10 protein-coding genes are annotated in these 13,460 nt (G+C 71.0%); 1 reads left to right on the top strand and 9 read right to left on the bottom strand.

What is annotated here, in order from left to right; translation table 11 throughout:
* The 9 genes from ACRDP3_RS10425 to ACRDP3_RS10385 form a co-directional block, all read right to left on the bottom strand.
* Positions 1-1,210 (bottom strand): pseudouridine synthase (locus tag ACRDP3_RS10425; protein ID WP_431516588.1); only part of this gene is annotated, 1,210 nt, incomplete at its 3' end.
* Positions 1,210-1,905, bottom strand: coding sequence for an SMC-Scp complex subunit ScpB (gene scpB, locus ACRDP3_RS10420; protein ID WP_431516587.1), 696 nt, complete (start codon positions 1,903-1,905; stop codon positions 1,210-1,212). The genes scpB and ACRDP3_RS10425, both read right to left, overlap by 1 nt.
* Complete coding sequence (locus tag ACRDP3_RS10415; RefSeq protein ID WP_431516586.1) at positions 1,902-2,987, bottom strand: segregation and condensation protein A; 1,086 nt, start codon at positions 2,985-2,987, stop codon at positions 1,902-1,904. The genes scpB and ACRDP3_RS10415 overlap by 4 nt, the downstream gene beginning before the upstream one ends.
* Before the next feature lie 102 nt (positions 2,988-3,089).
* Entirely contained in the window at positions 3,090-3,863 is a 774-nt protein-coding gene (locus tag ACRDP3_RS10410; RefSeq protein ID WP_431516590.1) for a hypothetical protein, read from the bottom strand.
* Positions 3,860-5,056, bottom strand: a complete 1,197-nt coding sequence (locus ACRDP3_RS10405) for a ParA family protein (protein WP_431516585.1) — start codon at positions 5,054-5,056, stop codon at positions 3,860-3,862. Before ACRDP3_RS10405 ends, ACRDP3_RS10410 begins: the two co-directional genes overlap by 4 nt.
* A gap of 351 nt (positions 5,057-5,407) precedes the next feature.
* Complete coding sequence (ald, locus tag ACRDP3_RS10400; protein WP_431516589.1) at positions 5,408-6,523, bottom strand: alanine dehydrogenase; 1,116 nt, start codon at positions 6,521-6,523, stop codon at positions 5,408-5,410.
* Positions 6,524-6,858: 335 nt separating this feature from the next.
* Positions 6,859-8,763 carry an NB-ARC domain-containing protein gene (locus ACRDP3_RS10395; RefSeq protein ID WP_431516584.1) on the bottom strand — a complete coding sequence of 635 codons (1,905 nt, stop codon included), beginning with the start codon at positions 8,761-8,763 and terminating at the stop codon, positions 6,859-6,861.
* Positions 8,764-8,874: 111 nt separating this feature from the next.
* Positions 8,875-9,513, bottom strand: coding sequence for an NUDIX domain-containing protein (locus tag ACRDP3_RS10390; protein ID WP_431516583.1), 639 nt, complete (start codon positions 9,511-9,513; stop codon positions 8,875-8,877).
* Between the two features lie 3 nt (positions 9,514-9,516).
* On the bottom strand, positions 9,517-11,154 hold the full coding sequence (locus tag ACRDP3_RS10385) for a CTP synthase (protein WP_431516582.1): 1,638 nt from the start codon (positions 11,152-11,154) through the stop codon (positions 9,517-9,519).
* Between the two features lie 442 nt (positions 11,155-11,596).
* Here ACRDP3_RS10385 and ACRDP3_RS10380 point away from each other — a divergent pair, with 442 nt between their 5' ends.
* The gene (locus ACRDP3_RS10380) at positions 11,597-13,411 is read left to right on the top strand and encodes a glycoside hydrolase family 15 protein (protein ID WP_431516581.1); all 1,815 of its coding nucleotides are present in this window, start codon (positions 11,597-11,599) and stop codon (positions 13,409-13,411) included.
* Positions 13,412-13,460 lie beyond the last annotated feature (49 nt).

Genomic DNA, 13,460 nt, shown 5'->3' with positions numbered 1-13,460 from the left:
CCATCAGCATGCCGACCTCCGTGTTCGTCATCCGGCGCAGCCAGCCCGACTTCTGGTCGCCCAGGGCGATCGGACCGAACCGGGTGCGGACCAGCTTGTCGACCGGGAATCCCGCCTCCGAGAGCATGCGGCGCACGATGTGCTTGCGGCCCTCGTGCAGGGAGACCTCCACAAGGTAGTTCTTGCCGGTGTTCTGGACGACCTTGAAGTGATCGGCGCGGGCGTACCCGTCCTCCAGCTTGATGCCGTCCTTGAGGCGCTTGCCCAGGTCCCGCGGAATGGGGCCCTGGATGGCGGCGAGGTAGGTCTTCTTGACGCCGTACCGGGGGTGGGTGAGGCGGTGGGCCAGCTCGCCGTGGTTGGTGAGCAGGATGATGCCCTCGGTCTCGGTGTCGAGCCGGCCGACGTGGAAGAGGCGGGTCTCGCGGTTCTGCACGTAGTCGCCCAGGCACTGGCGGCCCTCCGGGTCCTCCATCGACGCGACGACGCCCGCGGGCTTGTTGAGCGCGAAGAAGACGTGCGACTGGGAGGCGATGGTCAGTCCGTCGACCTTGATCTCGTCCTTGTCGGGGTCCACGCGGACGCCCTGCTCGACGACGATGCTGCCGTTGACCTCCACCCGCGCCCGTTCGATCAGCTCCTCACAGGCGCGGCGCGAACCCATGCCGGCCCGGGCCAGCACCTTCTGCAGCCGCTCGCCCTCTTCCGCGCCGAAGGTCTTGGGGAGCTTGAGCGGCGGCTTGCTGTGCCGGGCGCGATTGCGCTCCTCGACCTGGGCGTCGTACTCGCGGGGCCGCGCCGGCGCGGACGCGTTGCGGGCACGGGCCTTGGGGGCGCCGCTCTTGGTGACCTTCCGTGGGCCGGCCTTCGCGGCCTTCTTGGCGGCACTCTTGGCGGCGGCGCTCTTCGGGCCGCCCCTGGGAGCGTTCTTGGCGGCGGGCTTCGCCGCGGACTTCGCGGGCTTCGCCGCGGGCTTGGCGGATTTCGCGGATTTCGCCGCGGACTCGGGGCGCTTCGGGGCGCCGCCCTTTCCGCCCCCCGCGGGCCGGTCCTCGCCCTTCTCGTAGCGGCGCTCTTCCGGCCGGGGACGGCCCGGGCGCTGCGGTTTGCCCTTCCCCGCGCCCCCGGCGCGTGCTGGTGGGGCTCCCTTCTTGCCCGCGCCCCTGTTATTACGGTTACCGCCGGTATTGCTGCTGCCACTGCTTCGCATCAAGGATCCGTCTGGGAGTCGTCGCTGTCGTCTACGTCGAACGACGGCATGCCTTCCTGGGTGTCCCCCTCGACGGCCTCCGCCTCGGGGAGGAAGGGCGCCAGCTCCGGAAGCTCGTCCAGGCCGCGCAGGCCCATCCGCTCCAGAAAGTAATGCGTCGTCCTGTACAGGATCGCACCTGTCTCGGGTTCCGCGCCCGCCTCCTGCACCAGACCCCGCTGGAGGAGGGTACGCATCACGCCGTCACAGTTCACTCCGCGTACCGCCGAGACCCGTGAGCGGCTGACGGGCTGGCGGTACGCGACGACGGCGAGGGTCTCCAGCGCGGCCTGGGTGAGCCGGGCCTGCTGTCCGTCCAGCACGAATCCCTCCACGGCGGCCGCGAACTCCGCGCGCGTGTAGAAACGCCAGCCCTCGGCCACCAGGCGCAGCTCGAAGCCCCGCCGCTGCCGGTCGTACTCGTCGGCCAGCTCCCGCAACGCGTCCGCGACCTCGCGGGGCCGCCGCAGCAGCACCTTCGCCAGGTGTTCCTCGGTCGCCGGCTCGTCCACCACCATGAGCACGGCCTCCAGCGCGGGCTTGAGCTCCAGTTCCGCCAGGCCATCGGCGGCACCCTCCGGGTCCTGCGCCGGCCCGCCCGCCGGGTCCTCCGGGCCCATCCGTGCCTCCGGGATCTCGTACGTCTCCTCGCTCATGCCTGCAACTCCTCCTCGGGCTCCGGCTGTCCGGGCGGCTGGTCGAACTCGTCCGTCACCAACGGCTCCGTGCCCTCCCCGCCGCTCCAGCGGACGGTGAGCAGCCCCAGTGCCTCGTCCTGGTCGAGGGAGACGGCACGTTCGCGGTAGAGCTCCAGGAGCGCGAGAAAGCGTGCGACGACGGTGAGGGTGTCCGGTGCGTCCTCGGTGAGCTGCTGGAAGCTGACCTCGCCGAACTCCCGCAGCCGTGCCACCACCACCTCCGCCTGCTCGCGCACGCTGACCAGCGGTGCGTGCAGGTGCTCCACGAACACCTGCGGCTTCGGCTTCGGCTGCATCGCCTTGACTGCGAGCCGGGCGAAGCCTTCGGGGCCAATACTGATGACGACCTCGGGCAGCAGTTCGGCGTGATGCGGTTCGAGGCCGACCGTACGGGGGTGCCTGTGGGCCTCGTCGGCCAGCCGCCCGGCGAAGATTCCGGCGATCTCCTTGTACGCGCGGTACTGCAGCAGTCGCGCGAAGAGCAGATCGCGGGCCTCCAGCAGCGCGAGGTCCGCCTCGTCCTCCACATCGGCGGCGGGCAGCAGCCGGGCGGCTTTCAGATCGAGCAGCGTCGCGGCGACGACCAGGAACTCGGTGGTCTGGTCGAGGTCCCAGTCCGTTCCCATGGCGTGGATGTAGGCCATGAATTCGTCGGTGACCCGGGAGAGCGCGACCTCCGTGACGTCCAGCTTGTGCTTGGAGATCAACTGGAGCAGCAGGTCGAACGGGCCCTCGAAGTTGTCGAGCACGACCTTGAAGCGGCCGTCGTCGGGCGGCTCCTCGCGTTCCGTCGGCGGCTCCGCAGCCGTGGGGGGCTCGGATGGCACTGTGGCTTCGGGGTGCTCGGTGGGTTCGGGGTGCTCGGGGGCCGCTTCGGCGGACGGCTCAGGGGTTTCTTCGGCGGGTGCTTCGTCCACGGCGGGGGGCCCCTGCCCGGGCTCCGTCTCTCCCGGCGGACCGGCGGCGCCGCCCGGACCCCGCCCCAGCGTGCGGCGGGCGGCACGGGGTGTCGGGTCGGCGTGGTCGTCAGGAGTGGGCATCGCCGGGCAGCGTACTGGGGAACGGCCGCGGACGACGCCGCGGCTCACCCACCTGGCCTCTCACATTCGTTCAGCGGCACTGTCGGTCGGCGGCACTGTCGGTCAGCGGCCCCGCAGGCGGCGCACAAGGATGCTCGCTTCGCCGCGTGACTCCAGGTCCGCGAGGACGACGGCGACCGCCTCACGCACGATACGGCCGCGGTCGACAGCGAGTCCGTGCTCGCCGCGCAGTACGAGCCGGGCGTGCTCCAGGTCCATCAGCTCCTCCGCGGCGACGTAGACCGTGATCTTCTCGTCGTGCCGCTCGCGTCCGCTGGGCCGGCGATTCGCGCCACGGCCGCGGCGGGATGAAGGAGATCCCGATGAGGCGCCGTTGGGCTCACCCCGCCCGGCCTGCTGCTGCGAACCGGTACGGCGCGGCTCGGCGCTGCCGCTCCGGCCTTCCTGTCCGGCTCGGGCCCGTCCGGCGCTCTGTGCCCCGCCCTGGCCGGGCACCGTGGCACGCCGTGCGGTGGCCTGCTTGTCCTGGCCGCCGCCCTCGCGGCCGGCGTGCTCGGCGCCGGAGGATCCGGCCGCCGTTACCGGTCCGTCCCGGCCCCGGTCTCCGTCCGCCGCCGTGCTGTGCTCGTCCCGGCCCGAACGGTCTGCGGCACCGCCGGCACCGGCGGTGTCGTCGGTGGTGCCGGTGTCGGGCCCGGTGGTGCTTTCGGCGGCGGGCTCGCTCGCGGGTGCGGGCACCCGCGAGGCCGGGGGCGGCGCCGACGCCCCGGCAGGCTCCGCTCCGTTGCTGTGCGCGTGCTGCTGTGCGGGGGCCGAGGGCTGGACCGCCGATCCCCCCGTCGTACGGAACAGTTCGTCGGCTGCCGGGAGACTCACTCGGCGTGGCACCGGGCGAGCACCTCCCTGGCAAGCTGGCGGTAGGCGGCGGCACCAACGGAGTTGGAGGCGTACGTCGTGATCGGCTCACCCGCGACGGTGGTCTCGGGGAAGCGGACGGTACGTCCGATCACGGTGTGGTAGACGCTCTCGTCGAACGCCTCGACCACCCGGGCCAGCACCTCACGGCTGTGCACGGTGCGCGAGTCGTACATCGTCGCCAGGATGCCGTCGAGTTCCAGCTCCGGGTTGAGGCGCTCCTGCACCTTCTCGATGGTCTCGGTCAGCAGAGCGACACCGCGCAGTGCGAAGAACTCACACTCCAGCGGCACGATCACCTTGTGCGCGGCGGTGAGCGCGTTCACCGTCAGCAGGCCCAGCGAGGGCTGGCAGTCGATGACGATGAAGTCGTAGTCGGGCAGCAGCGGCTGGAGGGCGCGCTGCAAAGTCGACTCACGGGCGACCTCGCTCACCAGCTGCACCTCGGCGGCAGACAAGTCGATATTGCTGGGCAGCAGGTCCATTCCCGCGACCGCCGTCTTCAGCAGCACCTCGTCCGGCGCCAGGCCCCGCTCCATCAGCAGGTTGTAGACGGTGAGTTCGAGCTCCATCGGGTTCACCCCGAGGCCCACCGACAGGGCGCCCTGCGGGTCGAAGTCGACGAGCAGCACACGGCGTCCGTACTCCGCCAGCGCCGCGCCCAGGTTGATGGACGAAGTCGTCTTGCCGACGCCGCCCTTCTGGTTGCACATCGCGATGATCTTCGCCGGGCCTGGCTCGCTGACCGGGCCGGGGATGGGGAAGTACGGGAGGGGGCGGCCCGTCGGCCCGATGCGCTCGCGGCGCTGCCGGGCGGCGTCGGGTGCGAGGGTGGCCGCGTACTCGGGATCCGGTTCGTACTCCGCGTCCGGATCGTAGAAGTGCCCCTCGGGCAGCTCGCCGTAGGCGGCGCGTTGGGGGTCACTGTAGTCGGCGACGCGGTCGGCGGACTGGTCGCCTGCGGAGTCGCCGGCCATGGCGTTCACGTGGTGGCCGTCCATGCTCTCGTGGGCTGTCGTGGTCGGTGATGCGTTCTGGTGGGCGGCGAAGGTGCGAACAGCGACGGAGCCGACACCCTCGGACCCCGAGAGTTCCCGGCCCTGTGCAGGCGCTCCTGGTTGACCACCCCCGGGAGTAAATGTCGACTCATTCACAAGTCGTCCTACCTCCTTGGTGACCAGGAAACTTCTAGACAGGTCAGCGTGGCACCATGCCGACGTTCGGCGACTCTATGGCGTGTCGGCGGTCCGCAGCAACACAATCCGCGTGAGACGGCACGATGTGTCGACAAGCGAACACGGTGATGTCAAGGGGCCAAGAGTATGCCGACCCGGGGCACCGTGCGGTGCAAAACGGTCGAGAGAGTTACGTTCACGGCGAGTTGAGCCGTCAACATCACGCCGGTGTCACGTCACCGCCCACACCTCGCGGGCGAGGTGTGGGCGGTGACGTTCCCTCATATGAAGGTTGACGCCGTCGATTGACGGCCCAGAGGGGGCGCCGGATCAGCCGAGCAGCGTGCCGAGTTCGCGGCTGTCCAGTCCGTGAGCCTCCGCGACCGGACCGTAAATGACCTCGCCGTCGTGCACGTTGAGGCCCTTGGCCAGCGTCACGTCCCTGCGCACCGCGTCCCGCCAGCCGCGGTTGGCCAGCTCCACGATGTAAGGAAGCGTGGCGTTGGTCAGCGCGTAGGTCGACGTGCTGGGCACCGCGCCCGGCATGTTGGCGACGCAGTAGAAGACCGAGTCGTGAACGCGGAAGGTCGGTTCGGCGTGCGTCGTCGGGCGCGCGTCCTCGAAACAGCCGCCCTGGTCGATGGCGATGTCGACAAGAACACTTCCGGGCTTCATCCGGGAGACCAGCTCGTTGCTGACCAGCTTCGGCGCCTTCGCCCCCGGGATCAGCACCGCGCCGATCACCAGGTCGGCGTCGAGAACGGCCCGCTCCAGCTCGTACGCGTTGGAGGTGACCGTGCTCACCTTGGTGCCGAAGATCCGGTCGGCCTCGCGAAGCTTGTTGACGTCCTTGTCGAGCAGCGTCACGTGGAAGCCCAGCCCGATGGCGATCTGGGTGGCGTTCCAGCCGGAGACGCCGCCGCCGATGACAACGGCGCGGGCCGCGTGCACGCCCGGCACACCACCCGGCAGCACACCGCGGCCGCCGGCCGACCGCATCAGGTGGTAGGCGCCGACCTGGGGCGCGATCCGCCCGGCGACCTCCGACATCGGGGCGAGCAGCGGCAGCGCGCGGGTGCCGGTCTCCACTGTCTCGTAGGCGATGGCGGTCGTCCCCGACTCCAGCAGGGCGTCGGTGCACGCACGGGATGCGGCGAGGTGCAGATAGGTGAAGAGCGTCTGGTCCTTGCGCAGGCGCCCGTACTCCTCGGGAACCGGCTCCTTGACCTTCAGCAGAAGATCGGCGGTGGCCCAGACCTCGTCGGCGGAGCCGAGGATGGCGGCTCCGGCGCCGACGTACTCCTCGTCCGTGATGGAGGAGCCGAGACCGGCTCCTCGCTCCACGGCGACCTGGTGTCCGTTCCGTACGAGTTCGTGCACGCCGGCCGGGGTGATGGCTACGCGGAACTCGTTGTTCTTGACCTCGCGGGGGATGCCGACCTTCACGTCGATCACGGTCCTTGACTCTGGGATTTCTCGGAAGCTTCCGCGCCCGACGGGCGACAGGAGCACCCGTGACCCCCATCCCACTACGGCAGTACATGGGAGGTATGCCCGTTGATGCCCGGACGGCCACGGCTCCGTCAGTCTAATGAAGGATCCCGTGCTGTCCAGCCTTACAAAGCGAGAATCTTTTCTGGAATGACTATTGGTTTCGTAGGCCGATCCTGCGTCCATGCTCTCTCATCGCTCCCAGCCGCTCTCCCATGGATGGACGCGGAAGCTCACCGGCCAGGTGCGGGGGCAGCTCACCGGCCGGGTGCGTGATGGGTGCGAGCGGGTCAGCGGCCGCCGTCGTCGCGCTCCCGCAGCCGGGCTACCTCCGCCGCCGCCCGGGCCTGTGACCGCGAGTCACCCAGCCGGCGGAAGTTCGCCGCCGCGGCACGCCACTCGCGCAGCGCGTCACCGGACCGCCCGGCATGGCCGTGCACGGTGCCGAGCCGCCCGTGCAGCCGGGCCACCGCCGCCCGGGCGTCCCGGGTCTGGTGCAGCTCGAGCGCGCGTCCGTACCAGTCGGCCGCCCGGGCCCAGTCGCCGAGGTCCTCGTAGGTTCCGCCGATCGACTCCAGGGCGCGGCCGGCCGCCTGCTGGTCGGCGGCGTCGCGAAGGTGACGGCCGTCGCGGCCGTCACGGGCCGCGTCGAGGGCGGCCCGGTAGCGCTCCAGAGCCCGCGGGTGCCTGCCCGTACGGACGTCCAGGTCGCCGAGGTTGAGCAGCGCCACGGCCCGTTCCCGGCGGCGGCCGCCGCGCTCGGCGACACCGAGCACGAGTTCGTGCAGCCGGTACAGCTCGGGGGCCGCCTCCTCGGGCGAACAGTGCGCGTCGAAAGCGCGGGCCAGCGCGGAGATCAGCCGACGGGCGAGGGTGTCGAGCCGGCCCCCGCCCTCGGTGACCGCGAGCCGTGCCGCGGCGAGTACCACCGGCCGCCGTGCCGCCAGCCAGTCACGGGCCGCGGCGGCGCTGCCGAACCGGACCGCGCGCGGCAGCAGCGCCAGGCTCTTACGGGCCTCGGAGCCTCCCGGCTCGGTGACCGCGTGGCACGCCCGCAATTGCCGCACCATCCGCTCCAGCATCCGGGCCCGGGCGAGCGTCACCTCCTCCGCGCTCTCCCGCTCCGCCAGTTCGGCCCGCAGCAGCGGGTCCAGGCAGCGCGGCACGGAGTAGCAGCCCGGTGTGGCGGGGGCGGCGCGCAGCATCCCCAGCCGCAGGAACTCCTCCAGGGAGCGCTGCGCGGTGGCGACCGAGCAGCCCACCAGGGCCGAGGCGGTGTGCGCGTCGGCGAGCCCGGCCGGGGCGAGGGAGAGCAGCCGCAGGAGCCGGGCGGGCTGCTCGGCGAGGGAGTCGCCGACCAGCCGGAAGGCGCGCTCCAGCGGGTCGGCGTCGGGAAGCCGCTCGAGCTGCTTGGCCGCGTCGGCCACGGAGATCTTGGGGCGGGCGGCGAGCCAGCCTCCCGCCAGGGTCAGCGCCGCGGGCAGGCCGCCGCACGCCTCGGCGACCAGTTCGGCGCTGCGCGGGTCGACGGTGGTGCGGTGCGCGGCCCCGGCGCGGCCGGCCAGGAGCGCGACGGCGGCTTCCCGATCCAGCCCGCCGAGCGTGCAGGGCCGTACGTCCGGAACGCCGGTCAGCGGCCCGGAGGCGACGGCGAGAACCAGGCAGTCCCGGCTGTCGGGCAGCAGATCGAGCAGCTGCGCGGGCCCTGCCACGTCGTCGAGCAGCAGCAGCACCCGGCGACGGCCGAGCGCGGCGCGCAAGGTCTCGGTGAGCTCGTCCTCACCGGCTCCCGCGGGAACGGGATCGGGGCCGAGGGCGGCGAGCAGGTCGCGGGCGGTGCGTTCGGTGGGTACGGGCGCGCCGCCGGGGCCGGTCAGCCGGGCCCGCAGCACCCCGTCGGGATAGCGGTCGGCGACCTGCGCCGCGAACGCCTCGGCCAGCGCCGTGCGTCCCGAACCGGCCCGTCCGGCGATGAGCAGCACCCGGCTGTGCGGGGAAGGGCGGCCGGAGAGGGTGTGCAGCCCGGCCCGCTCCATATCGGTGTGCAGCTCACCCAGTTCGCGGGTCCGGCCCACGAACCGGCCGCCGCTCGCGCCCTCTTGCCCGGTGAGCTGCTGCCCGATGGGCTGCTGCGTGGTGGACGCCGTCGGCATGCCCGCGCCCGTGCCGGAGGGCCGCACCCCCTGATCCGTCACGGGTCACGCTCCCGTCCACCTGCGCCTTCGCATCCGGACCCGCCGCGGACCGCGAACGGGAACGCACAGAGCGTAGTTCACGATCAGCCGCGCACGGTCCCGCTCGCCGGGTCAGCCCTCGAAGGGGCGGGCCGGCCACTGCGCGTCCGCGGGACGGAGGGTCTCCAGCCCGGGCCCGTTCCGGGCGGCTGTGAGGGCCAGCGCCCCCACGACGAGGCAGTTGTTGTGCAACTCCCCCGCCAGCACGCCCTGTACGAGGTCGGCGACCGGCACCCGGGCCAGCTCCATGTCGGCTTCCTCCTCCGAGACCTCGAAGCGGTCGCCCTCGGCCGCCGCGATGTCACGGGCGAGGAAGATCCGTACGGCTTCGTCGCAGCCGCCCGGCGTGGTGTAGACGTCGGTGAGGACGCGCCAGTCCCCGGCCTTGACGTGTGCCTCCTCGAACAGCTCGCGCTGGGCCGCGTGCAGCGGGTTCTCGCCGGGGACGTCCAGCAGTCCGGCGGGGATCTCCCACAGCTTCTGCCGCACGGGGTGCCGGTACTGGCTCAGCACCAGCACCCGGTCCTCCTCGTCCAGGGCGAGCACGGCGACGGAGCCGGGGTGCACCTGGTAGTCGCGGCGGACGACGGAGCCGTCCGGCATGACGACGTCATCGGTGCGCACGCTGGTCTTGTTGCCCTCGAAGGGCACCTCGGTAGCGGTGACTTCCCACTCCTGCGGGGCGTCGACGATGTGCCGCTGGTCCGCCACGGCTCAGCCCTCGCCCTGCTGCCGGGCCACCGCGGCCTTGACCAGACCCGCGAAGAGCGGATGCGGCCGGGTGGGCCGGGAGCGCAGTTCGGGGTGGGCCTGGGTGGCGACCAGGTACGGGTGCGTCTCGCGCGGGTATTCCAGGTACTCCACCAGTTTGTTGTCCGGTGAGGTGCCGGAGAAGACCAGGCCGGCCTTCTTCTCCAGTTCGCCGCGGTAGGCGTTGTTGACCTCGTAGCGGTGCCGGTGGCGCTCCTCGACGTAGGGCTCACCGCCGTACACCTCGCGCACGATCGAGCCCTCGGCGAGCTTCGCCGGGTAGAGGCCCAGCCGCATGGTGCCGCCCATGTCGCCCTCGCCCGCGACGATGTCGAGCTGCTCCGCCATCGTGGAGACCACCGGGTGAGCCGTGCCCTGCTCGAACTCGGTCGAGTTGGCGTCCTCGATGCCGGCCAGGTGCCGCGCGGCCTCGATGACGATGCACTGCAGGCCGAGGCAGAGACCGAGCAGCGGGACGCCGTTCTCCCGGGCGTAGGTGATGGTGGAGACCTTGCCTTCCACGCCGCGCTCGCCGAAACCGCCGGGGATGCAGATGGCGTCGCAGTCGCCGAGCTGCTGACGGGCGCCCTCCGCGGTGCGGCAGTCGTCCGAGGTGACCCACTTCAAGGTGACCCGGGCGCGGTTGGCGAAGCCGCCGGCGCGCAGCGCCTCGGTCACCGACAGATAGGCGTCGGGCAGGTCGATGTACTTGCCGACCAGCGCCACCTTCACCTCGTGATCGGGCTGGTGCACCCGGCGCAGCAGATCGTCCCACTCGGTCCAGTCCACGTCCCGGAAGGGCAGGTCCAGCTTCCGTACGACATAGGCGTCCAGGCCTTCGGCGTGCACCACCTTGGGGATGTCGTAGATCGACGGCGCGTCCTTGCACGCGATGACCGCGGCGTCGTCGACGTCGCACATCAGCGAGATCTTCCGCTTGATGGAGCGGGGTACGTCACGGTCGGCGCGCAGCACGATCGCGTCGGGCTGGATGCCGATGCTGCGCAGCGCGGCGACCGAATGCTGGGTGGGCTTGGTCTTCAGCTCGCCGGAAGGGCCGATGTAGGGGAGCAGCGAGATGTGGGTGACGAAGACGTTGTCCCGGCCGACCTCGTGGCGGACCTGGCGGACGGCTTCGAGGAAGGGCAGCGACTCGATGTCGCCCACGGTGCCGCCGACCTCGGTGATGACGACGTCGACGTCGTCGGTGGCCATGCGCCGGATGCGGTTCTTGATCTCGTTGGTGATGTGCGGGATGACCTGCACGGTGTCGCCCAGATAGTCGCCGCGGCGCTCCTTGGCGATGACCGAGGAGTAGATCTGGCCGGTGGTGACGTTGGCGGAGCCGTCGAGGTCGACGTCGAGGAAGCGCTCGTAGTGACCGATGTCCAGGTCGGTCTCGGCCCCGTCGTTGGTGACGAAGACCTCACCGTGCTGGAAGGGATTCATGGTGCCGGGGTCGACGTTGAGATACGGGTCCAGCTTCTGCATCGTGACGCGCAGGCCCCGTGCCTTGAGCAGCGCACCCAGGCTGGAGGCGGTGAGCCCCTTGCCGAGCGAGGAGGCCACACCCCCCGTGACGAAGAGGTGCTTGGTCGTCATGGACGTGGGCGGCAGTGCCAAGAGGGGGCTCCCGTGGTAGCGAGGTGGGTGCGCGGCAGATGTGCTGAGGGGTGCCGTCGCTGCGGTTCGGGGGGCTGCCGTGCCGAGGATTCGAGGACGAATCCGGCGAATCCACGGACGCTCACCCACCGGTCCACGGGCCACCAGGGTATCAGCGACCACCCCGGGCCGCGCCGCACCGTGTACCGCGGGCGGCCCCTCCTCCCCTACGGTCGTCCCCTACGGTGAAGTAGTGGTCGCAGCAGGTGAGCGGCCTGCCCCGAGCTCACCGCATCGGCTGAGGCGTCCTTCGGAGACCGCGGGCGTATTCACTTCGCTCCGTCGTATCCTGCTCGGACGCTCGATCGGACACACGATTGAGCCGGACGGAAATTTGCAGGTCATCGCACGTCCCATGGGGGCGAGCGCAGTTCGACTGGAGATGCACGTGGCTGGGCGCATCGAGGATTACGCACTCATCGGAGACATGCAGACCGCCGCCCTCGTCGGTAGAGACGGTTCGGCGGACTGGCTGTGCCTGCCGCGCTTCGATTCCCATGCCGTCTTCGCAGGGCTGCTCGGCACGGAGGAGCACGGCTTCTGGCGGGTGGGACCCGCGCACCAGAAGGGAGAGGAACCGCCGAGAGCCGACCGCAGGCGCTACCGCGGCGACTCCCTCGTTCTGGAATCCGAGTGGGATACCTCACGCGGCACCGTCCGCGTCATCGATTTCATGCCTCCACGCGAGCAGCACGCGCCACAGCTGGTGCGGATCGTGGAGGGAGTCAGCGGCCGGGTGCCGATGCGCTCGGCGCTGCGGATGCGCTTCTCCTACGGGTGGGTGGTGCCCTGGGTGCAGCAGATCGAGGGCCGTACGGTCGCCGTGGCCGGTCCGGACTCCGTGTGGCTGGACACCGAGGCCGACACCTACGGCAAGGACCTGACCACCTACTCCGACTTCACGGTGGGCCCCGGCGACAGGGTCGCCTTCGCCATCAGCTGGCAGCCCTCCCACAAGGGCGCGCCGTCGGAGCCCGACGCGGAGGAGGCGCTGGAGGCGACCGAGGAGTTCTGGCGTGACTGGGTCGACCACTGCACATACCACGGGCCCTACCGGGAGGCCGTCGTACGGTCGCTGATCACGCTCAAGGCGCTGACCTACGCGCCGACCGGCGGCATCGTCGCCGCGCCCACCACTTCGCTGCCCGAGTGCATCGGGGGCGGGCGGAACTGGGACTACCGCTTCACCTGGCTGCGGGATGCCGCCATCACGCTGTCGTCGCTGCTGCGCACCGGCTACCACCAGGAGGCGCTGGCCTGGCGCGAGTGGCTGCTGCGCGCGGTCGCGGGCGACCCGGAGAACCTCCAGATCATGTACGGCATCGCGGGCGAGCGGGAGCTGAGCGAGGCGGAGCTGACGTGGCTGCCGGGCTACGAGGCCTCCACCCCGGTGCGGATCGGCAACGCGGCCGCGGGGCAGCTTCAGCTCGACGTCTACGGCGAGGTCACCGAGGCGCTGCACCTGGCCCATATGACGGGGCTCGCGCGCAACGACTACGCCTCGCTGCTCCAGCTGAAACTCATCGGCTACCTGGAGGACCACTGGGACGAGCCGGACGAGGGCATCTGGGAGGTCCGCGGCCCGCGGCGGCACTTCACGCACTCCAAGGTGATGGCGTGGGTCGCGGTCGACCGTACGGTCAAGCTCATCGAGTCCGGTGAGGTCGACGGTCCGCTCGCCCGCTGGCGGGACCTGCGGGACGAGATTCACCGCGACGTCTGCGAGAAGGGCTACGACAAGGAGCGCAACACCTTCACCCAGTCCTACGGCTCGCAGGAACTGGACGCCTCGCTGCTGCTGATCCCGCAGATGGGTTTCCTGCCGCCGGACGACAAGCGCGTCATCGGGACGATCGAGGCGATCCAGCGGGAACTGTCCACGGAGGACGGCTTCGTGCTGCGCTACCCGACCTCCCAGGTCGACGACGCCAACGTGGACGGTCTGGCCGGCGAGGAGGGTGCGTTCCTGGCGTGCTCCTTCTGGCTCGCCGACGACCTGGCGATGATCGGGCGGGTGGAGGAGGCGCGGAAACTCTTCGAGCGGCTGCTCGCGCTCCGTAACGACCTGGGGCTGCTCGCCGAGGAATGGGACTCCAAGCTGCAGCGCCAGGTGGGCAACTTCCCGCAGGCGTTCAGCCATGTGCCGCTGATCGACACGGCGTTGCGGCTCACCGCCTCCGGCGCGTACGGCGGCTGACGCCCGCGCCGCGCATGTACCCGCGCACGTACCCGGCGTCGGGTACGTG

The sequence above is a fragment of the Streptomyces sp. genome (genome assembly GCF_050698815.1).
Classification (GTDB): domain Bacteria; phylum Actinomycetota; class Actinomycetes; order Streptomycetales; family Streptomycetaceae; genus Streptomyces.
Note: the sequence above shows the minus strand (reverse complement) of the source record. Positions and strands in the feature narration are given on the sequence as shown.